The organism is Nitriliruptor alkaliphilus DSM 45188 (assembly GCF_000969705.1).
Classification (GTDB): domain Bacteria; phylum Actinomycetota; class Nitriliruptoria; order Nitriliruptorales; family Nitriliruptoraceae; genus Nitriliruptor; species Nitriliruptor alkaliphilus.
Genome location: NZ_KQ033901.1, coordinates 2,004,245 through 2,026,421, shown reverse-complemented (window position 1 = coordinate 2,026,421; position 22,177 = coordinate 2,004,245). Strand labels below are relative to the sequence as shown.

The window sequence follows — 22,177 nt, the reverse complement described above, 5'->3', positions numbered from 1 at the left end:
CTAGCCCCTCGGTCCGGCATGGGCTCAGTCGGCGGTCCGGAGCGCGACCGCCGGTCGGACGGCAGCGGCGCGAGCTGCGGGCCAGACGGCCGCCAGCAGCGAGGCCAGCACCGGGACGACCAGGATGACCACGAGCCCGAGCCACGGCACGGAGAAGGCCAGGTCGGCCTCGCCGAACGCGTCCGAGCTGCTCAGCACCTGCCGGGCGGTCAGCACCCCGAGGACCGCACCGATGACCGTTCCCTGGGTGGCGATGAGCCCGGCTTCGGTGAGGAAGGCGGTCCGCACGAGCCGGGAGGGGAACCCCATCGCCCGCAGCATCCCGATCTCCTGGCGCCGCTCCCGGACGGCCCGGATCATGACGACCCCGAGGCCGGCGATCCCGACCAGCAGCCCCAGACCGAGGAACCCCTGGAGGAGGCTGAGGAACGACACCTGCTGCTGGAGGACGGTGTCGATGATCGCCGTGAAGGAGGCGGCGGACGCACCGTTGGCCAGCAGCGTCACATCCAGCTCGGCGGCCACCGCATCGGCGTCGGTGCCGGCGGTCACGGCCACGTAGTGACGTGCGGCCACGTCCCGGTCCCCGAAGAGGTCGGCGGTCAGCTCACGTGACACGAGCGCGCCGTTCCACACCCAGTCGGAGCCGGTGATGGCGGCCGCGGTCAGCGTGCGTGGCTCGCCCGTCAGGGGCTCGATGACCTGGAAGCTGTCACCTGCGCGCACCTGCTGCTCGTCGGCACCGCCCCCGGAGAGGAACCAGTCGGGGAGGATGGCCAGGGACGGGTCCGCGAGCACCGCCTCGTAGACCGCACGGTCGTCGTCGTAGCCGTCAGCACGGCTGGTCAGCGCCGGAACGTCGCCGACGAGCAGGGTCTCGTCGAAGCCGGTGATGGGTTCACCTCGAGCGTGTTCGATCGGACCGGCCACGAAGTCGGCCCACGTGTGCACGAGGGGTGCGACCGCCGCCACGTCGTCACGTGCGGCCAGCGCGGAGGCGTCCACGGGGTTCGCCGGGTTGGAGTCGATCATCACGTCGAACCCACCGCGGACGTCCGCAGCGAAGGCCGGCCCCTGCGCGGTGAAGGCCGACGACAGGACGGAGATGAACGCCATGGTGAACAGCACCAGGGAGAACATGCCGAGCAACATCGAGGTCCGGAACCGTCGTGCCAGCGGGTAGGCCAGCCCGAGCCGCGCCGCCATGCCGCGGCCCCGCGAAGCCAGCCGGTCCACCACGGCGAGCCACGCCGTGTCGAGGGTCGCCACGAGCGAGACGGCACCGGCCGTCAACACGATGCCTTGCGCCACGAAGACGGTCAGATCGGCCGCGCCGAGCACGTCCCCGAAGAGCTCGAACGCACCGATGCCCCACGCCAGGACGACGACAGCGACGACCGTGCGAGCCGGCCGTTCCGGGAGGAGGCGCCGCAGCAACGGGGTCGCGGAGAACGCCGCGATCGGGACGCCCACGACCAGCGGGACGGCCATCTCCTCGAGGATGCCCAGCGTGGTCACCGCCGCCCCGATGACGACTCCGACGGCACCGAGGACGAGCGCGCGGACCCGGACACGGTCGGTGGTCGGCTCCGGCAGGTCCCGGATGGCGCGGATCACGTTGAGACGCGAGATCCGCACGCTGGTCAGCCAGATCGTCACCAACGCGATGCCGAGGCCGGTCAGCCCACCGATCGCGAGACTGGTCGGCTCGATCACCAACCGGAAGACCAGCCCCTCGTCGGCGACCGACCAGATGCGGCCAGCGACCAGCGCGACGAGCCACCCGATCCCGACACCGGCTGCGGTCCCGATCACGGCGGCGACCGTGGCGTAGATGGCACCCTCGATCGCGAACGCGCGGGTCAGCCGGCGGCGGGTGAACCCGAGCGCTCGGAGCATGCCGAGCTCGGACTTGCGCTCCTCGGCGAGCATGACGAAGAGGTTGACCAGCAGCAGGATCCCGGCCAGGACGCTGAAGGCGCCGATGGTGCCGAACAGCTCCGCCAAGCTGGCGCCCTGGAGCTCGGCGTCGTCGAGCAACGTCGCCTTGACCGGCTCGACCTCGACCTCGGCGACCTCGGCGAGGAGGGAGCGGAGCGCCGGCGTCACCGCGTCGCTGACCTCCCGCGTGTCGAGGACCCCGCCCTCCAGGGAGACGGCGACCGATGTCCGCGGTGGCACGGCAGGCAGGGTGGCGTCGGCAGCGAGATCGCTGAGCGTCCCCGGCGCGACGATGGCTCCGCCGTACCCGGCGAGGCCGACCTCGGGCACGATGGCCACGACCGTCAGCTCCGTCGTGGCGCCGTAGGCGTGGATCCGCACCTCCTCACCGACGGTGACGTCCAGCTTCTCGGCCGTGACCTCGTTGAGCACCACCTCACGGGTGGCGGGTGCGTCGAGGTCACCGAGCCCCGTCACATCGAGGTCGCTGCCGAGCACCTTCCCGGCCGGGACGTCGAACTCCGCGATGCTGCGGCGCGGGACGGCCCGCGCCTCGCGGTCGGGACCGGCAGGCGCCTCCATGGTCACATCCGCCGTGGCGACCGTGAGCATCCCGTCGATCCCGTCGATCCCAGCGCCGTCGATCGCCGCGGCGACCGCCGCGATCTCGGCCGGATCGGACAGCGTGACGGTGATGTCCACCGGCCCGAGCTGGGTCCGCGCGACGTCGGTGATGGAGGCGCTCGTGATGTCACCGACGACCAGGGACGAGGTGATGATCGCGGTGCCGAGCAGCGAGCCGGCCACGATCAGCACGGCTTCGCCCCGACGACGGTCGATGTTGCGGACCGCCAAGGAGGCCAACGACCGGTGGCGCACCGCCGAGTAGGCGAGCGGGACCAGGAGGACGGCGACCAGGGCGCCGAGCAGGCCGACGGCGGTCACCGGACCACCTGGCTGTCCGTCGCGGTCGCGGCCAGGGCTGCGTCATCGTCGTCGTGGTCGGCGATGCGGCCGTCGCGGACGTGGACCAGGCGTTGCCCGGAGCGGCCGAGGGCCTCGTCGTGGGTGACCACCACCAGGGTCTGCCCCGCAGCGTGGACCTCGTGCAACAGCTCCACGATCCCCCCCGCGGTGTGCGAGTCCAACGCACCCGTGGGCTCATCGGCCCACACGATCGCGGGCTCGGCCACCAGCGCCCTCGCCACGGTGACCCGCTGCTGCTCACCCCCCGACAGCTCCCCGGGCCGGTGCCCGGCACGATCGGCCAGCCCGACCCGGGCCAGCATCTGCTCGGCCCGCTGCCGGGCGGCCTTGGCAGGTGTGCCGGTGACCAGCAGCGGCAGCTCGACGTTCTCGCGGGCCGACAGGACCGGGATCAGGTTGAAGGCCTGGAACACGAACCCCATGCGGGCGGCACGGTGGCGGGTGCGGTCACCGTCGGACATGGCGAACAGGTCGCGGCCGTCCACGGTGACCGTGCCGGTGTCGATGTCGTCCAGGCCGGACAGGCAGTTGAGCAGGGTGGTCTTGCCGTTGCCCGAGGGGCCCATGACCATCACCAGCTCACCGCTGTGCACGTCCAGGTCCACCCCACGCAGGGCGTGGACCTCGTGGCTGCCGGTGCGGTAGGTCTTGCTCACACCACGCGCGGACAGGATGAGATCGGTCGGTGCCATGCTGGTCACAGCCTTCGTGGAGGGGTCGCCAGCGACGCTACGGACGGGGCGAGCGCCCGACCCTCCGGGAGCACCCTGATGCACCCCTGACCGACCCGCCGCCGCCTCAGGCTCCGCCCGAGACCGACCGGCCGTCGACCGCCGCGGTCCGCGCTTCGGATCAGCCCTCGCCGGCACCCTGCTCGAGGTCGCGCGAGAGCCGTCCGAGGTCCTTGCACAGCCGTTCGCGGACGCCCGGCGGCAGCGCGGCGAGCAGCTCGTTCTCGATGTCGAGCAGCTCGGTCACGACCGCGGGGACCAGTTCGCTGCCCCGCGCCGTGAGGTGCAGGACGCGGCCGCGGCGGTCGCTGGCGTCCGGCAGACGTTCGAGCAGACCCGCTGCCTCCAGGCGGTCGAGCCGTGCGGTGAGGGTCCCCGACCCGACGAGCATCGTCCGACGGAGCTCGAGCGGGCGGAGCCCACCAGGGTGGCGCCACAGCGCTGCGAGCACCGAGACGTCACTCGACTGCAGCCCGAGGCGGTCCAACACCTCCGCCCGTCGCAGTTCGGCGATCCGCTCGATCCGCGAGATCCGGGCGAACACGGCCATGCCGGTCAGATCGAGGTCCGGGCGCCGCTCGCGCCACTGCTCGACGACTCCGGCCACGTGATCGCTCATGCTGGGATCTTAGTCGCCCTCGACAGTGTCGACAACGAGCGACCTCCGCACGGCCCGCCTCACTGGGGTTGTGTGTCGATGTCGACAGAGTTACTGTCGATGTCGACAGACCTACGGAGGCGATCCGATGCACCACCACACCACCTACCGCACCCAGGGCTGGCCCGTCGGACCACCAGCGCCGGGTACCCGACCCTCCGGGCCGTCGCGGGTGCGTCGCGTCGCCCTGCAGCTCGGTCGCGTCACGGCCCGCAGACGGCACGACCCGACCGAGGACGAGGCGCGATCGTGACCACCCCACAGGTGCACGAGCTGCGGCTGGTGGTGACCGCCGAGGACTTCGACGATGCGGTGGTGCTCTACCGCGACGTCCTCGGTCTGCCGGAGGTCGCCGCGGTGACCTCACCCGGCGGCCGCGTCGTCATCCTCGACGCCGGTCGGGCCACCCTCGAGCTGGCCGACCCCGAGCACGCCGCCTACATCGACGAGGTCGAGGTGGGCCGCCGCGTCGCCGGCCACCTCCGCGTCGCCTTCGGTGTCCGCGACGTCGACGGCACCACCCGCCGGCTCACCGAGGCCGACGCCGAGCTCGTCGCGGCCCCCGTCGCCACCCCGTGGGGCACCCGCAACAGCCGGCTCGAGGGCGCCGCCGACCTCCAGCTCACCCTCTTCGGCCCCTGACCTGACAGCTCGACCACGACGACACCGGAAGGACGCACCGTGGACCCGCTCCTCGTCAAGACCCTGATCGACACCCTGGCGGACGGCCCCCCACGCCGTCACGGTGCCACCCCGCCACGCCCCCGGCCCGGTCCCGCGCGGCTGCGCGCCGCCGCAGCGATGCGCCGCTGGGCCGACCGCGTCGAGCCGCGCACCGTCGTGCCCACCGTCTGCTCCGCCTGATCGGATGCAGTCGACGTGGCTGCAACTGCGCCGCCACCGCCGCAGCCGGCCCCGACCCCGACCCGGATGCAGTCACGGTGACTGCGATCGTGCGGTCCGGCTGCGCCCGCCACCAGGGGCGTGCGAGGATGGCGGCCCGACGACGACGGGTACGCAGGTGACACGTTGGGGCATCATGGGCACGGGTGGCATCGCGGCGTCGCTCGCCGACGCGATCAGCGCCGAGGGTGCCGAGGTCGTCGCCGTCAGCTCGGCGTCCGAGGACCGGGCCCGCGCTTTCGCCGAGGAACGTGGGATCGCACGCTGGTACGGCGATCACCACGACCTCGTCGCCGATCCGGACGGCGTCGACGTCGTCTACGTGGCGACGACCAGCGAGCGCCACCACCTCGACGCTGCCGCCTGCATCGAGGCGGGGGTGCCGGTCCTGGTCGAGAAGCCGTTCGCGCTCGACGTGCCACGCGCGGCGGCCGTCCTCGAGGCGGCGCGAGCCGCCGACGTGCTGGTCGTCGAGGCCATGTGGATGCGGGTGCAGCCCGGGTTCCAGGAGCTCCAACGACGCGTCGCTGCCGGCGAGATCGGCGAGCCCCGCATGGTGCACGCCGACTTCGGCATCGCAGCCCAAACCGACCGGACCCGCCGCTGGTTCGCCCGTGAACTCGGGGGCGGCGCGCTGCTCGACGTCGGCATCTACCCGTTGACCCTGGCGATCTCGCTGCTCGGCGCGCCGACCGAGGTCAGCGCGCTCGGCGAGCTCGCCGAGACCGGCGTCGACGTCAACGTGGCGGTCGCGATGCGTCACCCCACCGGCCTGTCCTCGTGGCACTGCTCGTTCATCGCCGACACCGGGATCGAGGCCACCGTGTCGGGTCCCGGCGGCAGCCTGCGGCTGCACGGCGACTTCCACAACTCGGCGCGGTTGTCCCTACGCCGGCGATCGACGGTGGTCGAGACCGTCGAGATCGTCGGACACGAGCTCGGCTACCGCCACGAGGTCCGCGAGATCCACCGCTGCCTCGCCGAAGGCCTGACCGAGAGCCCCGCACTCCCGCACGCGCTCACCCTCGAGGTCCTCGCCGTGCTCGACGAGATCCGCGGGCAGCTCGGGGTCGAGTACCCGGCCGACGCTGCACCGGTGGTCGGAGCGACCTGACGCCGCGCCTCAGACCTCGACGACGAGGCCCGGCACGGCACCGGTGACACGGCAGCCCGCGACCCCGGCCGCGGCCCGCGTGCACGCGTCGCGGTCCGCCCCGGCGAGGTGGGTGAGCAGGAGGTGGTCGACCCCGCCGCCGCGCGCGACCGCGCCCGCCTGCGCCGCGGTCAGGTGCACCGGGTCGGGTTCGGTGCCGTCCAGGCCGTACCCGGCCTCGCTCACGAGCAGGTCAGCGCCGCTCACCAGGTCGCCCAGCGCCGGTCCCGGTCCCGTGTCCCCCGTGTACGCCACCACCCGACCGTCGCCGACGATCCGGACCCCGAGGCACGGGACATCGTGGTGGACCGCCACAGCCGTGAGTTCGAGCCCACCCACGTGCACGCCAGCCCCGTCGGCGAGCTCCCGGACCTCGAAGGCGTCCTCGAGCGGGCTCGGTTCGGCCCCGTGGGTCAGGACGGCGCGCAGACGGTCGACCCACCCCGCGGGACCGAGGACGGTGAGCGGTGGCCGGTCGATGTCCGCGTAGCGCAGCGCGTAGAAGGTGGCGCCGAGATCGCTGAAGTGGTCGGCGTGGGTGTGGCTGATCCACACCGCGTCGAGATCCTCGAGTCGGCAGCGTTCGAGCAGCGCTGCCAGCGACCCCGGACCCGCGTCGAGCCAGATCCGGCTGCCACCTCCCTCGACGAGGAATGAGGAACAGGGGTCCCCCGGCCGGGGGTAGGGACTCGAGGTCCCGAGCGTCGTCACGCGCATCGACCGCTCCCGTGCATCGGGCACCCGCACGGCGCCGTCGGAGCGGAGCACCCTCGTCGAGGCACGCCACCGCGTCAAGCAGGCCGCCGGCGTGCCAGACTCGCCTCCCACAGGAGGGCGTGACGTGGAGCAGGTACGCGGATGTTGTCCGCTGGACTGCCAGGACTCGTGCTCGTGGGTGGCTCACGTCGAGGACGGTCGCGTGGTCCGCGTGTCGGGCGCCAAGGACCACCCGTTCACCCGGGGTGCGCTGTGCGCGAAGGTGAACGACTACCAGACCCGCACGTACGCACCCGATCGCCTGCTGACGCCCCTCATCCGGACCGGCGCAAAGGGGGCGGGTGGGTTCCGCGAGGCCACCTGGGACGAAGCCCTCGGCACCGTGGCGGAGCGCTTCACCGACATCGTGGCCACCGCCGGCGCCGAAGCGCTGCTGCCGCACTCGTTCGTCGGCTCCATGGGCGTCGTCCAGCGCCGGTCCCTGCTACGCCTGTTCCACGTGCTCGGCGCGTCGCGCACCACCGGCAGCGTCTGCGGTCAGGCGTGGAACGCGCTCGGTGCCGACGGGTTCCCGCTCGGCTTCGACCCGGAGGAGATGGCCGACGCGCGGTTCGTGCTGGTGTGGGGCGCGAACCCGCTGAGCACCTCGCACCACACCTGGCACTTCACGGCTGAGGCACGCAAGCGTCACGGTGCCCGCATCGTGTGCATCGACCCGGTCCGCACCCGGACGGCCGCTACCGCCGACGAGCACATCGCCATCCGACCCGGGACGGACTGGGCCTTGGCCGCGGGGATGGCCAGGGTCCTGTTCGAGGAGGACCTCGCCGATCTGGCCTACGCCGAGCAGGTGGTGGCCGACCTCGACGCCTACCGGGCCGAGGTCGCCGGGTGGACCCCCGACCGGGTCGCGGAGGTCTGCGGCATCGACGCCGAGGTGGTCGCAGCGCTCGCCCGCGAGTTCGCGGCCGCCGAGCCGGCCGTGCTGCGCGCCGGGATCGGCGTCCAGCAGTCCGAGGTCGGCGACGCCGTGGTCCGGGCGCTGTCGGCCCTGCCGATCCTGGCCGGCCACTGGCAGCACCGGGGCGGGGGGCTGTACGCCGAGAGCTTCCCGGAGTTCCGCGAGGCAGCAGCCGGCCGGCCGGACCTGATCCCCGGCACGCCCCGGAAGCTGGACCTCGCCCGTCTCGGCGAGGTGCTGACCGACGAGGATCTCGACCCGCCGGTCCTCGGCTTGATGGTCTGGCTGGCCAACCCGGCGACGGTCCAGGTCGACGCCGCACGGGTACGGCAGGGGCTGGCGCGTGAGGAGCTGTTCACGGTGGTGGTCGAGCACGTCATGACCGACACCGCCCGGTACGCCGACGTCGTGCTGCCGTCGACCACCCAACTGGAACACCTCGACGTGCAGGGATCGTGGGGGCACCACTACGTGTCCGCGAACCTGCCGGCCGTCCCTCCGGTCGGCGGAACCCGCTCCCACGGGGACATCGCACGTGCCCTGGCCACCCGGATGGGGCTCGACCACCCGGCGCTGCACGAGTCGGACCGCGAGATCGCGGCGGCGGCCCTGCCAGCCGGCCTCGACCTGGATCACCTGCTCGATGCCGGCTGGATCAAGCGTTCACCGGCGCGGTTCCACCTCCCCCCAGACGGCCGACGCCTGCGGCTCGCGGCCGGGGACCTGCCCCGCATCCAGGCAGCGCCGGAGACCGACCGCCTCCAGCTGCTGACCCCGAAGCCCCACCACTTCCTCAACTCCACCTTCGCCGACGCGCCCCGCCACCGTCGCGCGATGCAGCAGCCGACCGTGTTCGTCCACCCCGACGACGCCGCCGCGCGCGGCCTGGAGGACGACACCGACGTCGAGGTCGCCGCCGGCACCAACGCGGTGCGGGCGCGGCTGGCGGTGTCCGACACGGTCGTCCGCGGGGTCGCGGCGCTGCCCGGCAAGTGGTGGAGCGCCGACACCGGCGGCGGAGGGATCAACGCCCTGGTCCCCGCCCGCTGGTCACCGCGAGGCCAGCCGGCCTACAACGACACCGAGGTCACGATCACGGCTGCCCCGCGCGCTCGAGGCTGACGGCCCGTGGCGTTCACCGCGGTCCCGGCGCGCCGGACGTGTCTGACGCCCCCTCGCCGGGTCGTCGCGCGGCCAGCGTCTGGCTGAGCTCCTGGAGCACCGCAGGGTCCTCGATCGTGGTCGGGGCCCGGTACGGGCTCCCGTCGACGAGCGCACGCATCGTGCTGCGCAGGATCTTGCCCGACCTGGTGCGCGGGAGCCGCTGGACCACAACGATCTCCTTCAGCGCGGCGACCGGCCCGACCTCCTCACGCACCTTGGCCACCAGCTCGGACCGGAGCTGGTCGACGTCGACCTCGGCCTCGGTTCGGACCACCACCAACCCGAGCGGCACCTGCCCCTTCAACTCGTCGGCCGCCCCGATCACGGCGCACTCGGCGACGAGCGGGTGCTCGGCGATGACCGCCTCCATCGTGCCCGTCGACAGCCGGTGGCCCGCGACGTTGATCACGTCGTCGATGCGGCCGAGGATGGTCACGTACCCGTCCTCGTCGATCGACCCGCCGTCCCCGGTGAGGTAGCAGCCCGGGTACCGCGAGAAGTAGGCCTCCACGAAGCGACCGTCGTCGCCCCACAGCGTGGTCGCACTGCCGGGCGGCAGCGGCGAGCGCACGACCACCGCACCCTCCGTCCCCGCCGGGACCTCCTCCCCCGCCTCGTCGAGGACGGCGACGTCCCACCCGGGGACGGGTGTGGTGGGCGACCCCGGCTTCATCGGCAGCGGCTCGATGCCGAGGCAGTTGGCCACGATCGGCCACCCCGTCTCGGTCTGCCACCAGTGGTCGACCACGGGCCGGTCGAGCAACGCGCCGGCCCAGTGGTAGGTGTCGGCGTCGAGGCGTTCGCCCGCGAAGAACAGGGCGCGCAACCCACCGAGGTCGTGCTGCCGCATCAGGGTGCCGTCCGGATCGGCCTGCGCGATGGCCCGGAACGCGGTCGGTGCCGTGAACAGGACCTTCACGTCGTGGTCGGCGATGACGCGACCGAACGCTCCGGCATCGGGCGTGCCGACCGGCTTGCCCTCGTACAGCACCGTCGTGCAGCCCGTCAGCAACGGCCCGTACACGGCGTAGGAGTGACCGACGACCCAGCCGACGTCGGAGGCCGCCCAGAAGACCTCGCCGGGGTGTACGCCGTAGACGTGCTCCATGCTCCAGCGCAACGCCACGGCGTGCCCGCCGTTGTCGCGGACGATGCCCTTGGGCAGGCCCGTCGTCCCGGAGGTGTAGAGGATGTAGAGCGGGTCGGTGGCCGCGAGGGGGACGCAGTCGACCCACAGCGCCTCGCTGACCACGGCCTCCCAGTCGTGGTCGAGCCCGGCCCGCAGGGTCGCCGGTGACTCGGGGCGCTGGCGGATCACGCACGCGTCGGGCTGGTGGTCGGCCAGCTCGAGTGCCTGCAGGAGCAGCGGCTGGTAGGGCAGCACCCGCGCACCCTCGATGCCGCAGGACGCCGCGACGACGACCGTCGGACGCGCGTCGTCGATCCGGACCGCGAGTTCGCGCGCAGCGAACCCTCCGAAGACCACCGAGTGGATCGCACCGAGGCGCGCGCAGGCCAGCATCGCCACCGCCGCCTCGGGGATCATCGGCATGTAGATCAACACACGGTCACCCCGGCCGACACCGAGCTGCCGGAGCGCCCCCGCGAAGCGGGCGACCTGCTCGAGCAGCTCGGTGTAGGACAGGGTGGTCACGACCCCGGTGACCGGGCTGTCGTGGATGATCGCCGCCTGGTCGCCTCGACCGTCAGCCACGTGGCGATCGACCGCGTTGAAGCAGGTGTTCATCTGCCCGTCGGGGAACCAGCGCACGAACGGTTGACGGCTGGCGTCGAGGATCCGCTCCGGCGGGTGGAACCAGTCGATGCCCGCGCTGGCCTCACGCCAGAACCCCTCGGGATCGTCGATGCTCCGGCGGTGGAGCTCCTCGGTGGTGGGCATCGCTGGTCTCCCGGTCCGGACGACGGTGCTCGCGGTCAGGGCTGGTCGAGGCTCACAGGTGCCGCAGGAACCAGTCCCGCTGCGCCGCCGACGAGATGGCGAACGGCTCGCCGGTGTAGGCATCGAAGTGCCCACCGGGCAGGACGAGCAGCTCCTTGGGCTCCAGCGCCTCCTCGTACGCCTTCGCGGTCAGGTCGAACGGTACGAGGTGATCCTCGCGAGCGGCGACCACCAGCAGCGGCGTCGGCGAGATCCGCGAGATGTACACGGCCGGCTCGTACTCGGTGAACAGCTCGACGGCGTGCAGGGTCACCTCGTTGCGCCAGTTCTTGCCACGGCTGACCTCCAGCTCGGTGAAGAACTCGTAGGTGTCGGCCGTCGGCAGGGCGCAGGGCTCGCCCTCCGGTGCGGTCACGGGCAGCAGCGCCGGCGGCTCACCCGCCAGGCGGGCCGCGCGATCGGCGTCGAAGTTCTCGCGCAGTCCCTTCCAGTGGTCACCCCGGATCAGCCGCTGCGCGGTCGCCAGGCCGTAGGTCAGCGGCACCTGGGAGACCACGCACCGCACGCGTCGGTCGAGGGCCGCGACCACCAGGACGTGCCCGCCGGCGTAGCTCGACCCCCACACGCCGATCCGGTCGGCGTCGACGGTCGCCTGGCTCTGCGCCCAGGTGATCGCATCGCGGTAGGAGTTGACCTGGGCCCACGGGTCGATGTGCTGGCGCGGCTCGCCGTCGCTGTCGCCGAGCCCCCGGTGATCGAACACCACCACACCGAGGCCCGCGGCGCTGAACACCTCCGCGAAGTCGTCGAGGTAGATCTCCTTGGTCGCCGAGAACCCGTGGGCCATCACGACCGTCGGCACGGGCCCCTCGACCTCGTCGGGCAGGTAGTGCCAGCCGCGCAGGGTGGTGCCGTCCTCGGTGTCGAACTCGATGTCGTGTCGCATGGTGGCTCCCAGGTCGGTGTGGTGGTTGCTGGGCAACCCTGCGCGTGCGTCGACCGGTGTGCTTCCCTCTACGGGAAGTGGGAGCAGGCGATCCGCGAACGATCCGTTCGGGCGAGGCGGGGCCACGTGAGGGCCACATGACTGGGACGGCGATGTCCGGGGGACGCTCCTGGAGCGCTGGCGGCACCACGCTCCTCGAGCGTGAGGAGGCCGTGAGGGCGGCGCTCGGTGGCACCCACCTGCCGTGGGACGTCCAGGTCGCCGACCCGCGGGTCTACGGCTGCGAGCTCACCTGGGACACGGTCGCGGACGCGACGGTGGTCGAGTGCCGCAGCGATCCGCTCACGGGCCGACGTGCACCGACCGAGCTGCAGCGGACCGAGACGGACACGGTCGCAGTGCTCCTGGTGCTCGCCGGACGCGAACGGGTGCGGCAGGGCGGTGTCGCCGTGGACCTCACGGCGGGCGACGCGCTGCTGTGGAGCTCGCACGCACCCATCGAGTTCGAGGTCGTCGAGCCCGTCCACAAGCTGACACTGCTGGTCCCCGCGGACCGCGTGGCCGCCCTCCGTCCACGTGGCGGGCTGGAGGCGGTCGCACTCCCCGGAGCCGATCCGACCGTTCGGCTGCTCACCGGCCACGTGCAGACGCTGGCGGGGGTCGGTGGTGATCTGTCCCCGCTGGACGGGTCGTTCGCCGTGGACGTTGCCCTCGACCTGCTGGTCAAGGCGATCGAACCCGCGGGCACATCCGCCGCGACCGGCCCGGCCCGCGACCTGCTGGACCGGGCCCTCGCGATCATCGCCGATGGCCTGCGCGAGCCTGCCCTGAGCCCGTCCACGGTCGCTGCACAGCTCGCGATCTCGCCGCGGTACCTCCACATGATCTTCGCCGCCACGGGTGAGACCGTGGCCGCCCACATCCGCAGGCGCCGCCTCGAGCGGATCCGCCACGACCTCGCCGATCCCCGCAGGGACGACGAGACGGTCACCACCATCGCCTTCCGGTGGGGGTTCAACGGTTCGGGGCAGCTCAGCCGGGCCTTCCGCGCCGAGCACGCGATGAGCCCCACCGAGTTCCGTGCGCGGGCCCGGACGCGTCGCGGCCGCTGACCTCACGTCCGCCGAGCGACGGTGAGCTCACCTCGGGCCTCCAGGACGGCGTCGAGGGCCAGAGCGACCGAGCTTGACAGGGAACCCCTGGGGAGTACCGTGCGACCCCGGCCGATACCCCACCCCTGTATCCGAGGAGCTGACGATGCGGACCATCGAGTACCACACCCCCGACGCCTCGTGCGGTTCGTGCCGCGCCACGATCGCCGAGGTCCTCGAGGCGGTCCCCGGCGTCCGTCCGCGGTCCTCGACCTCGAGACCAAGCGCACCACGGTCCGCTACGACCCGTCGCGGGTCGAGGAGGACGCGCTCGTCACGACGCTCACGGACGCCGGCTACGCGCCGGCCACCTGAGCCCCCACGCGACATCGGGTGCCGGCTGGAGCCAGCGCTCCCGGGCTCCATCCGGTACCCCAGCAGTTGGAGGTCCTTCCCGTGAACCGTCCCTGCACCACCGTCCTGGTCGGCGCCCTCAGCCTGACGCTCGCCAGCTGCAGCGCCTTCGAGGTCGCCGACGACCACGCCGACCATGCTGACGCCGCCACGATCGACGGCGCTCCCGAGATCGTCGTCACCGCGGCCTCGATGTCCTTCGAACCCGATCGCCTCGAGCTGTCGGTCGGCGAGCCGGTCAACATCGCGCTGACCTCCGAGGACATCCTGCACGACCTCAACATCGACGAGGTCGACTTCCACCTCGTCGCGGACGTCGACGAGACCGCGGTCGGTGGCCTGGAGTTCGGCGAGCCGGGCACCTACGTGGCCTACTGCTCGGTGCCCGGCCACCGGGACGCGGGCATGGAGATGGAGGTGACCGTCGATGGCTGACCACGCCACGACCGACGGCCCCCTCACCCAGCTGGACCTGCCCGTCGAGGGCATGACCTGCGCGTCGTGCTCAGCACGGGTCCAGCGCACGCTCGGCAAGCAACCCGGCGTGGCGGATGCCGAGGTGAACTTCGCGACCGGCAACGCCCGCCTGCAGGTCACGCCGGACGTCGATCTCGTCGCGCTCCGATCGGCCGTGGAGCGGACGGGGTACGAACTGATCGTGCCCGAGACCTCACCGCCCGGGGCCCGCAGCGAGCACACCCTGCACGTCGAGGGTATGACCTGCGGGTCGTGCTCGGCACGGGTGCAGCGAGCGCTCCAGAAGCAGCCCGGCGTCGTGGACGCGATGGTCAACTTCGCGACCGGGGTCGCGAACGTGACGGTCGACGGCACGCCCGATCCAGGGGCCTGGCGTGAGGCGGTCGAGGCCACCGGGTACCGCGTGGTCGACGACGGGCGACCCCAGACGAGCGCCACCACCTCGGGCGGCCCGACAGCCGCCGAACGCGCCGAACGGGCGAGCCAGGCCGAGGCCGAACACCGTCGGCTCTGGGGGCGACGGCTGGCGCTGGTCGCCGCACCGGCGCTGTTCCTGCTGTCGACGATGCTCTACCACGACTGGGCCGTGATGAACCCGGGGATGCGGATGGCGCAGCTCCTGATCGCGACCCCGGTCCAGTTCTACATCGGGTGGCCGTTCCTGCGCGAAGCCGCCAAGCGGGCCCGCCACCTGACAGCCAACATGGACACGCTCATCGCGATGGGCACCCTGGCGGCCTACCTGTTCTCGACCTGGCAGCTGGTCGTCGGTGGGCACGACCTCTACTACGAGGCCCAGGTCGTCATCATCGCCTTCATCGTCCTCGGCCGGTACCTGGAGGCTCGCGCGAAGGGCAACGCGGGGCGCGCCATCCGGTCCCTGCTCGAGCTCGGGGCCAAGGAGGCGCGGGTCGTCCGCGACGGCACCGAGGTCATGCTCCCCGTCGAGCAGGTCGTGGTCGGCGACGTGGTCAAGGTCCGTCCCGGCGAGAAGATCCCGGTCGACGGCGAGGTCGTCGACGGCGCGTCCGCGGTCGACGAAGCCATGCTCACCGGCGAGTCGGTCCCGGTCGACAAGGGCTTCGGGTCCACCGTCGCGGGGGCGACCATCAACACCTCCGGGGTGCTGACCATCCGAGCGACCGCCATCGGCGCCGACACCGCCCTGTCCCGGATCGTGCGGATGGTCGAGGACGCCCAGGCCGGCAAGTCGGACATGCAGCGCCTGGCCGACCGGGTCTCGGCGGTCTTCGTGCCGGTCGTCATCGGCATCGCGATCGCGACCTTCGTGACGTGGACCGCCGTCAGCGGCGACACGGGGCAGGCCATGCTCGCCGCGGTCGCGGTGCTGATCATCGCCTGCCCGTGCGCGCTGGGGCTGGCGACCCCGATGGCCACCATGACGGGCACCGGCCGGGGTGCCCAGCTCGGGATCCTTATCCGATCCATGGACGTCCTGGAACGCACCCGCGAGATCCACACGATCGTCTTCGACAAGACCGGGACCCTCACCGAAGGTGAGATGTCACTCACCGACGTGGTGGCCGGCTCGACCGACGAGGCCACCCTGCTGGTGCTGGCCGGTGCGGTCGAGGCCGACTCCGAGCACCCGATCGGACAGGCCATCGCCGACGGGGCCCGGGAGCGGCTCGGCCGTCCGCTGCCCCGCACCGACGGGTTCACCTCGATCGCCGGGCAGGGCGTACGCGCGACCGTCGACGGCCGCGACGTGGTGGTCGGCCGTCGCAAGCTCATGGCCGAGTCCGGCCAGCGACTGCCCGACCACTTCGAGGACGCAGCAGCCCAGCTCGAATCGGACGGCCGGACCGCGGTTCTCGCCGGCTGGGACGGTGAGGTACGTGGCGTGCTGGCCGTCGCCGACACGCTCAAGCCCGGTGCCGCGGCGGCGGTCGCTCGCCTCCACGACCTCGGCCTCGAGGTCGCGATGATCACCGGGGACAACCACCGGACGGCGCGGACGATCGCGGACCTGGTCGGCATCGACCGGGTGATGTCCGAGGTGCTGCCGGCGGACAAGCAGGCCGAGGTCGAACGCCTCCAGGCCGGTGGTCGGATCGTCGCGATGGTCGGCGACGGCATCAACGACGCCCCCGCCCTCGTGCAAGCGGACCTCGGCATCGCGATCGGGACCGGCACCGACGTCGCCATCGAGTCGAGCGACCTCACCTTGATGCGCGGTGACCTCGACGGCGTCGCCACCGCCATCGAGCTGTCCCGCCGCACCCACCGCACCATCCGCCAGAACCTGTTCTGGGCGTTCGCGTACAACACCTCGGCGATCCCCGTCGCGGCCCTCGGGCTGCTCAACCCGATGGTCGCGGGCGCCGCGATGGCGTTCTCCAGCGTCAGCGTCGTCACCAACTCGCTACGGCTGCGCCGCTTCGGACGCTGACCATCAGGCATGATGGCGACCGACGAACGAGAGGAGCCGACGTGACCGCGGTGCTGATCGTGGGTGACGGACCAGGCGGACTGTCCGCGGCGCTGTTCCTGGCCAAGGCCGGACACACCGTGACCGTCTTCGGCCAGGACCGGACGGCGATGCACCACGCCCACGTCTTCAACTACCTCGGCGTACCGGACGTCCTCGGCAGCGACTTCCAGCAGATCGCCCGGCGGCACGCGTCCGACCACGGCGCGACCATCGTCGATGCCGGCGTCACGGGGATCGAGCTCGGGAACGGGACCTTCACCGTCGAGGTCGAGGACCACGAGCCGGGCACCGGCGAGTACCTCGTCCTGGCGGGCGGCAAGCCGCTCCAGCCGCTCGCCCGCAGCCTCGGTCTGCCGGTCGAGGACGGGCGTGTCGAGGTCGACAGCGAGTACCGCACCAGCATCGATCGTGTCTACGCGATCGGACGGTTGGTACGACCCGAACGCAGCCAGGCCATCATCTCGGCCGGCGCCGGCGGGATCGCCGCGCTCGACATCCTCTCCCGGGAGGCCGGGGAGGACGTGCACGACTGGGACACCCCCGCGTAGCCTACGGCCGGTGGGCCGCTCGCTCGACCCACGAGGCGAGTCGGTAGAGCCCGACCGCGATGACGGCAGCGGCAACGGCCATCCCCCACGATCTCGGGCTATCGAACCGGGCACTGGCTCGACTGAGCTCGTGTCCGATGCCGCCGCTGCCGGTGAGGAACTCGGCGACGATCGCCGCAAGCATCGCGAGCCCCGCCGACAGGCGGAGCGCGGTGGCAGCCGCCGGAACCGCCGCAGGAAGGTGGATGAACCTGAGCCGACGCAACTTGGACGCCCCATACGCTGCGGCCAGCCGATCCGTCTCCGACGGCAGAGCGCCCAGCGCAGACGCCACTAGGACGAAGGCGGGGAACAAGGTGAGGAGCGTCGTGATCACGAGATCCGAGAGCCGTCCGGACGGGAGCATCTTGGCGAGGATCGGAACGAGGATCACGAGCGGGATCGAGCGCAGGATCACCAGGCCCGGCGCAACCACCCCGAGCAGAACAGCCCAGACCCGGACGAGCAACGCCAGTACGGTGCCCGCCGCGGTGCCCACCACCAGCCCGACGCTCGCCGTCACCAGCGTGGGAACCACCACCTCCAGGTAGTCGAGACCAAGATCTGCCACGACGTCGAACGGTCCGGGCATCACGATTCGATTCACACCCGTTGCCGTCACGGCCAGGTGCCAGGCGACCACGATCGCCACGAGACCCCAGAAACGATCGACGACGGCCCAACCCCAACCGCGGGGCGCGACTGCAAGAGGCCGGTCGACTCGGTCACGGCGTCGTGAGCCCAGCCGGTCGATCGCAGCTTCGGAGACGCCGCTCATAATGCCCGCCGGGCGAGCACCACCCGATGCAGCGCCGTCACGAGCCCGTACGCCAGGAAGGACAGGGCACTTGAGACGGCGGCTGTCCCCCACAGCTGCACGATCTGGTTGTTGAGTGTGGAGCTGATGATCACCACCCCGAGGCCGCGCTCGGCCCCGAACCACTCGCCAATCACCGCTCCGATCACGGCCGCCGAGGCGGCGAGTCGAAGCCCGTCGAGGACCGCGGGTATCGCGTGGGGGAGGAAGATCCAGCGCAACCCCCGGCTGCGGTTGGAGCCAAAGCCGATCGCGAGGTCGGCGTAAGCGTGAGGAGCCTGGAGCAAGCCCGAGGCCACCGCCACCCAGACGGGATAGAAGACGATGATCGCTGCGGCGACGGCCGGGGAGCGTTGACGCCCGGCCACGACGACCAAGACGGGGGCGTAGGCGATGATCGGCACGGCCTGGACGGCTGTGAGCATCCACTCCAGCCCAGCGCGAAGGGGGCGGACCAGCACGCCGACCAGTGCAGCAGCGATTGCTAGCCCGCTCCCCCAGGCGAACCCGATCAGCGCCGCCCACGCCGTATTCGACAACGATCGCCAGACCGTCGCCGAGGCGTGTGGGTCAGAGAGGAACCCGAGGACCTCCGTCATGGCCGGCCACCCCTTTCCGAACACACCCAATCGGCCGACGAACTCCCACGTGACCAGGATCAACGCAGTGCCCAGAACGGCCGCGCCCGGCTTGGCGGCCCTCCTCCGAAGGTCGGCCGTCGCCACACCGACCGTCATGCGTCACCGATCCCGGCCGCTCGGTCCAACGACGCGCCGATCGCCCGGCAAAGGTCCAGGTACCCATCGGTCTGGACGTACTTGTGGTTGCGGGGACGATCCGCGGCCACTGCAAAGGTCTCGACGACCCGGCCGGGGCCGCTCGACATGACGTGCACCTCGTCGGCCAACAAGACCGCCTCCTCCACCGAGTGGGTGACCAGAAGGGTGGTGGTCCCCAGCTCCGACCAGATTCGCTGGAGCTCGAAGTTGAGTCTGCGTCGGGTGACAAGATCGAGCGCGCCGAACGGCTCGTCGAGCAACAGCAGGCGGGGCGAGAGCACCAGCGCCCGGCCGATCGAGACCCGCTGGCGCATTCCCCCGGAGAGCTGTCCCGGTCGGGCCGCAGCAAAGGCGCTCAGCCCGACCATCTCGACAAGCTGGTCGACCCGATCCCAGTCGGGCTGTAGCCCTGCGAGCCGATAGGGCAGGGCCACGTTGCGACGGACGGAGAGCCACGGCATGAGGGCATGGTCCTGGAAGGCGATCCCGAGACCGTGCGCCTCAGCGAGCCGAGCGGGAGGTTGACCGTCGATCCTCACGCTCCCTCCGGTCGGCTCCTCGATCGAAGCCAGCAACCGGAGCAGGGTCGACTTGCCACAACCCGACGGTCCGATCAACGCCACGAACGCACCGGAGTTGATCCGGAGATCGACGCCCGCCAGGGCGAGCACCCCCGACCGGCCACCGGGGTACAGCTTTTGTATCCCGGTGGCCTCGATTGTCGCGCCCTTACGGGCGCTGGACGCGGCGTCAATCGTGGTCGCCGTCATTCACCTGCGGCCTCAGTGAGAATGCTCATGTCGATGTGGCTGGCGATGTCGTCGGGGACGCTGAAGCCGGCGGCTCTCAGGCCTTCGGCCACGGGTCCCACCACCCATTCGGTATCGACCCACAACAGGCCGTGATCCTTGGTGGCGTCGCTCACCATCAAGTCGGTCTGCAGCTCGTTCTGTCGGATCTGCTGAGCCAAGTCCAAACCCAAGTCGACACCGTACTTCTCGACGGCCAGGCGGGCCGCGGCCTCCGGATCGGTGGCGTTCTCCTCCCAGCCGCGGAGTGTGGCTCGCATGAAGCGAACCGCGAGATCACGGTTGGCATCGAGCCACTCCCGGGTGGCGAAGAAGAGATCGGCATAGGCGGGGAGTCCCAACTCGCCCCACGTGACGGTGAAGTAGTCCTGGCCGGAGACCATGCCGTAGTCGACTTCGAGCGTGATGGGCTGGTTGGTGAGGAATGCCGAGTACGCCTCGCCGTCGCCATCGACCAGAGGTTGGGGGCTGAAACCTGCGGGAATGAACTCGTAGGTGCCGTCGAGGCCGTTCAACTCGAAGACCGCGTCGATGAACGTATCAATCCCCTCCTGGCCGAGGAAGCGGATTCCCACCAGGTCCTCGGGTGTTCGGATCGGGTTGTCGGCCAGCGAGACCACTCCGGCCACACCATCCTGGAACATGGCGCCGAAGATCACCAGGTCGTTGTCCTGGCTGATGGCCTCCATCACGGACCCCAGGGCGGACTGGATCCCGATCTGGGACTCACCACTGAGCACCGAGACCACCGGCTCGGAGCCCTGCGGCCCTCCCGGGAGCACCGTCAGGTCGATGCCGTTGTCGGCGTAGTAGCCGCGATCCAACCCCAGCCACATGCCGGCGAACTCGACGTTCTTGATCCAGCCGAGCGAGACGGTCAGATCGTCGGGAGTGGCCGAGGCCTCATCTTCCGGCGTTGATGCGGGCGAGGCCGCGGTGCTCTCGGGGGCCGTGGTCGGGCCGGACCGACCGTCGGGCGTTCCGGCGCAGGCCGTCGCCGCCATGACGAGGGCGATGCCGATCGCCCAGCGAGTGGTCCATCGTCTACTCATGTCTCTTTCCTTCCTGATGCGTGGAGGGCGGGCAGGTCGAGGGAGAACTGTGATGCCGAGAACTCGACCGCCGCTCGGACGTCCGCGCTGGAGCGGGCGAGCGTGGCCGCGGTCTCTTCAAGGTTCGGGACGGGCGGCTTCAGGGCTACGTGAGCCTGCTCGTGGTCGGCGTCCAGCACCATGCTGATCGGGCGGTCCAACCGCCAGCGGTCCCATCCCACTTGCCTGCCGCTCCTCCCCCTCCCCGGTTCGCCCCGGCGGATGAACTCGGCCTGGTAGTCAATGATGATGTCGGAGAGGGCCTGGCGACCGGCAAGGTTCTCGTCGTTGAATCCGAAGGGAACGAAGGCTCCGCTCTCCCAGTCACCGTGAAAGAAGGGGATCGAGAGGGTGTGCGCCGCGCCATACACCGCCTGGTACACGCTGCCGTCGTCACCGTCCCAATCGAGGCTGTAGACGAAGACCGGCTCCCGGTGGGCGGCGAGCCGGTCGGCCACCCACATTCCGTGCTGGTGCCGCCAGAGTGAGGAGACGAGTGAGCTCCACGACCGATAGGTGGCGACCTCGGCCTCCGTCAAGGGGACCGCATCCCATCCCGCCCCTCGCCGCGCCGCGTCATAGAGATCGAGCCATGGGGGCTGCTCGCAGGCGAAGATGGTGAACTCATCGGTCGAGGTCCCGAGAAGTGCCGGCACCTTGTGGTACGCGCCTACCCGAAAGGCCTCGTCGAGTGCGAGCGGGACGACGGTTCCGTCACTGATCGGAACCGGGAGGCCGAGCTCGGGGAGCTGGGCGTCTGCGATGGCGTACGCCGAGAGGGAGGTGAGGAAGTCGAGGTCGTCGGCCGCGGCGGCACGCGCCTCAGGGTGGCGGTCGGCGAGGGCATCGATGAGGGCGGCGGCCCGGTCGTCCTCATCGGCAACCGACCGCGAGGAGGGACTGATCCCACCCGACAGGTGCACGATCCGGTGCACGAGGTTCTCGCGGCGGACCGCGTCCGTTCCCAGCAAGAAGAGGGCGTTTGACGCCCCGGCCGACTCACCGGCGGCCGTGACCAAGCCGGGGTCACCCCCGAAGGCGGCGGCGTGGTCGGCGACCCATCGGAGCGCCTTGATCAAGTCGAGGTACCCGTAGTTGCCCGAGGCGTCCTCCGCGCCCGCGGCCCGCTCTCGCAGCGCCGGATGGGTGAGGAATCCGAGCCAGCCCAGGCGGTGCTGCGGCATCACCACCACCGCCTGCAGCTTCCGGGCGAGGATCTCGCCCCGGTACTGGTCGACCGATCCGTGGCGGTTCCCGCCTCCGTGAATCCAGACGTAGACCGGCAGGTCGGCCTCGTCGTTGTCGGGTCGAAAGACGTTGACGTAGAGGCAGTCCTCGTGCCCGAGCAACCCCGGCTGGTCACCGAAGCCGACGTATTGGGCGCAGGGCGCGGGGTGCCCGGCAGCGATCAACGGCCGCGACCAAGGTATCGGGTCGACCGGCGCCTTCCAGCGGAGGCGCCCGACGGGCGGAGCGGCGAACGGGATCCCCAGCCAACGCCGGGCGCCGCTCCCCCGGGTACCCACGACGGGCCCGAAACGGGTGGGGATCGCAAGCGGGTCGACGGTCACGGACGGCAGCCCTCGCGTGTGCTCG

The 22,177-nt window shown here is 71.4% G+C and carries 20 protein-coding genes; 9 read left to right on the top strand and 11 right to left on the bottom strand.

Annotated features, from left to right (window positions below):
- Window positions 1–24: 24 nt before the first annotated feature.
- The 3 genes from NITAL_RS09540 to NITAL_RS09530 form a co-directional block, all read right to left on the bottom strand.
- On the bottom strand, window positions 25–2,886 hold the full coding sequence (locus NITAL_RS09540; RefSeq protein ID WP_052666032.1) for an ABC transporter permease: 2,862 nt from the start codon (window positions 2,884–2,886) through the stop codon (window positions 25–27).
- Complete coding sequence (locus tag NITAL_RS09535; protein ID WP_052669555.1) at window positions 2,883–3,620, bottom strand: ABC transporter ATP-binding protein; 738 nt, start codon at window positions 3,618–3,620, stop codon at window positions 2,883–2,885. Before NITAL_RS09535 ends, NITAL_RS09540 begins: the two co-directional genes overlap by 4 nt.
- Window positions 3,621–3,780: 160 nt before the next feature.
- The gene (locus tag NITAL_RS09530; protein WP_052666031.1) at window positions 3,781–4,278 is read right to left on the bottom strand and encodes a MarR family winged helix-turn-helix transcriptional regulator; all 498 of its coding nucleotides are present in this window, start codon (window positions 4,276–4,278) and stop codon (window positions 3,781–3,783) included.
- A gap of 288 nt (window positions 4,279–4,566) precedes the next feature.
- Here NITAL_RS09530 and NITAL_RS09525 point away from each other — a divergent pair, with 288 nt between their 5' ends.
- The 3 genes from NITAL_RS09525 to NITAL_RS09515 all read left to right on the top strand — a co-directional run bounded on the left by NITAL_RS09525 (window position 4,567) and on the right by NITAL_RS09515 (window position 6,334).
- Window positions 4,567–4,959, top strand: coding sequence for a VOC family protein (locus tag NITAL_RS09525; protein ID WP_211262308.1), 393 nt, complete (start codon window positions 4,567–4,569; stop codon window positions 4,957–4,959).
- A 39-nt stretch (window positions 4,960–4,998) separates the two neighbouring features.
- Window positions 4,999–5,181: a hypothetical protein gene (locus tag NITAL_RS09520; protein ID WP_052666030.1), complete on the top strand. Its 183-nt coding sequence runs from the start codon at window positions 4,999–5,001 to the stop codon at window positions 5,179–5,181.
- A gap of 157 nt (window positions 5,182–5,338) precedes the next feature.
- Window positions 5,339–6,334 (top strand): Gfo/Idh/MocA family protein, encoded by a 996-nt coding sequence (locus NITAL_RS09515; protein ID WP_169786801.1) that lies wholly within the window; start codon window positions 5,339–5,341, stop codon window positions 6,332–6,334.
- A gap of 9 nt (window positions 6,335–6,343) precedes the next feature.
- Here the strand turns inward: NITAL_RS09515 and NITAL_RS09510 are convergent, their stop codons facing one another.
- Complete coding sequence (locus NITAL_RS09510) at window positions 6,344–7,090, bottom strand: MBL fold metallo-hydrolase (RefSeq protein WP_052669553.1); 747 nt, start codon at window positions 7,088–7,090, stop codon at window positions 6,344–6,346.
- A 91-nt stretch (window positions 7,091–7,181) separates the two neighbouring features.
- On the opposite strand from NITAL_RS09510, the gene NITAL_RS09505 reads away from it, so the two are divergent.
- Window positions 7,182–9,173 (top strand): molybdopterin-dependent oxidoreductase, encoded by a 1,992-nt coding sequence (locus tag NITAL_RS09505; protein ID WP_083441398.1) that lies wholly within the window; start codon window positions 7,182–7,184, stop codon window positions 9,171–9,173.
- 13 nt (window positions 9,174–9,186) lie between these two features.
- Here the strand turns inward: NITAL_RS09505 and NITAL_RS09500 are convergent, their stop codons facing one another.
- Together NITAL_RS09500 and NITAL_RS09495 are read right to left on the bottom strand one after the other, a co-directional pair.
- A complete protein-coding gene (locus tag NITAL_RS09500) occupies window positions 9,187–11,115 on the bottom strand; it encodes a propionyl-CoA synthetase (RefSeq protein WP_052666027.1) in 1,929 nt (642 codons plus the stop codon).
- A 52-nt stretch (window positions 11,116–11,167) separates the two neighbouring features.
- Window positions 11,168–12,061: an alpha/beta hydrolase gene (locus NITAL_RS09495; protein ID WP_052669552.1), complete on the bottom strand. Its 894-nt coding sequence runs from the start codon at window positions 12,059–12,061 to the stop codon at window positions 11,168–11,170.
- 212 nt (window positions 12,062–12,273) lie between these two features.
- Here NITAL_RS09495 and NITAL_RS09490 point away from each other — a divergent pair, with 212 nt between their 5' ends.
- The 5 genes from NITAL_RS09490 to NITAL_RS09475 all read left to right on the top strand — a co-directional run bounded on the left by NITAL_RS09490 (window position 12,274) and on the right by NITAL_RS09475 (window position 17,046).
- A complete protein-coding gene (locus NITAL_RS09490; protein ID WP_211262307.1) occupies window positions 12,274–13,173 on the top strand; it encodes a helix-turn-helix domain-containing protein in 900 nt (299 codons plus the stop codon).
- 189 nt (window positions 13,174–13,362) lie between these two features.
- Complete coding sequence (locus NITAL_RS27185) at window positions 13,363–13,527, top strand: heavy-metal-associated domain-containing protein (protein WP_157041734.1); 165 nt, start codon at window positions 13,363–13,365, stop codon at window positions 13,525–13,527.
- A gap of 81 nt (window positions 13,528–13,608) precedes the next feature.
- The gene (locus NITAL_RS09485) at window positions 13,609–14,001 is read left to right on the top strand and encodes a plastocyanin/azurin family copper-binding protein (protein ID WP_052666025.1); all 393 of its coding nucleotides are present in this window, start codon (window positions 13,609–13,611) and stop codon (window positions 13,999–14,001) included.
- Window positions 13,994–16,456 carry a heavy metal translocating P-type ATPase gene (locus NITAL_RS09480; protein ID WP_052666024.1) on the top strand — a complete coding sequence of 821 codons (2,463 nt, stop codon included), beginning with the start codon at window positions 13,994–13,996 and terminating at the stop codon, window positions 16,454–16,456. The genes NITAL_RS09485 and NITAL_RS09480 overlap by 8 nt, the downstream gene beginning before the upstream one ends.
- 41 nt (window positions 16,457–16,497) lie before the next feature.
- Window positions 16,498–17,046 (top strand): FAD-dependent oxidoreductase, encoded by a 549-nt coding sequence (locus NITAL_RS09475; protein WP_052666023.1) that lies wholly within the window; start codon window positions 16,498–16,500, stop codon window positions 17,044–17,046.
- A 1-nt stretch (window position 17,047) separates the two neighbouring features.
- On the opposite strand, the gene NITAL_RS09470 is transcribed toward NITAL_RS09475, so the two are convergent.
- From NITAL_RS09470 to NITAL_RS09450, 5 genes are all read right to left on the bottom strand, one after another.
- Window positions 17,048–17,737 (bottom strand): ABC transporter permease, encoded by a 690-nt coding sequence (locus NITAL_RS09470; RefSeq protein ID WP_052666022.1) that lies wholly within the window; start codon window positions 17,735–17,737, stop codon window positions 17,048–17,050.
- Between the two features lie 122 nt (window positions 17,738–17,859).
- Complete coding sequence (locus NITAL_RS09465) at window positions 17,860–18,639, bottom strand: ABC transporter permease (protein ID WP_052666021.1); 780 nt, start codon at window positions 18,637–18,639, stop codon at window positions 17,860–17,862.
- Window positions 18,636–19,451 (bottom strand): ABC transporter ATP-binding protein, encoded by an 816-nt coding sequence (locus NITAL_RS09460; RefSeq protein ID WP_052666020.1) that lies wholly within the window; start codon window positions 19,449–19,451, stop codon window positions 18,636–18,638. Before NITAL_RS09460 ends, NITAL_RS09465 begins: the two co-directional genes overlap by 4 nt.
- On the bottom strand, window positions 19,448–20,542 hold the full coding sequence (locus NITAL_RS09455) for an ABC transporter substrate-binding protein (RefSeq protein ID WP_052666019.1): 1,095 nt from the start codon (window positions 20,540–20,542) through the stop codon (window positions 19,448–19,450). Before NITAL_RS09455 ends, NITAL_RS09460 begins: the two co-directional genes overlap by 4 nt.
- Window positions 20,539–22,152 carry a carboxylesterase family protein gene (locus NITAL_RS09450; RefSeq protein WP_052666018.1) on the bottom strand — a complete coding sequence of 538 codons (1,614 nt, stop codon included), beginning with the start codon at window positions 22,150–22,152 and terminating at the stop codon, window positions 20,539–20,541. Before NITAL_RS09450 ends, NITAL_RS09455 begins: the two co-directional genes overlap by 4 nt.
- Window positions 22,153–22,177 lie beyond the last annotated feature (25 nt).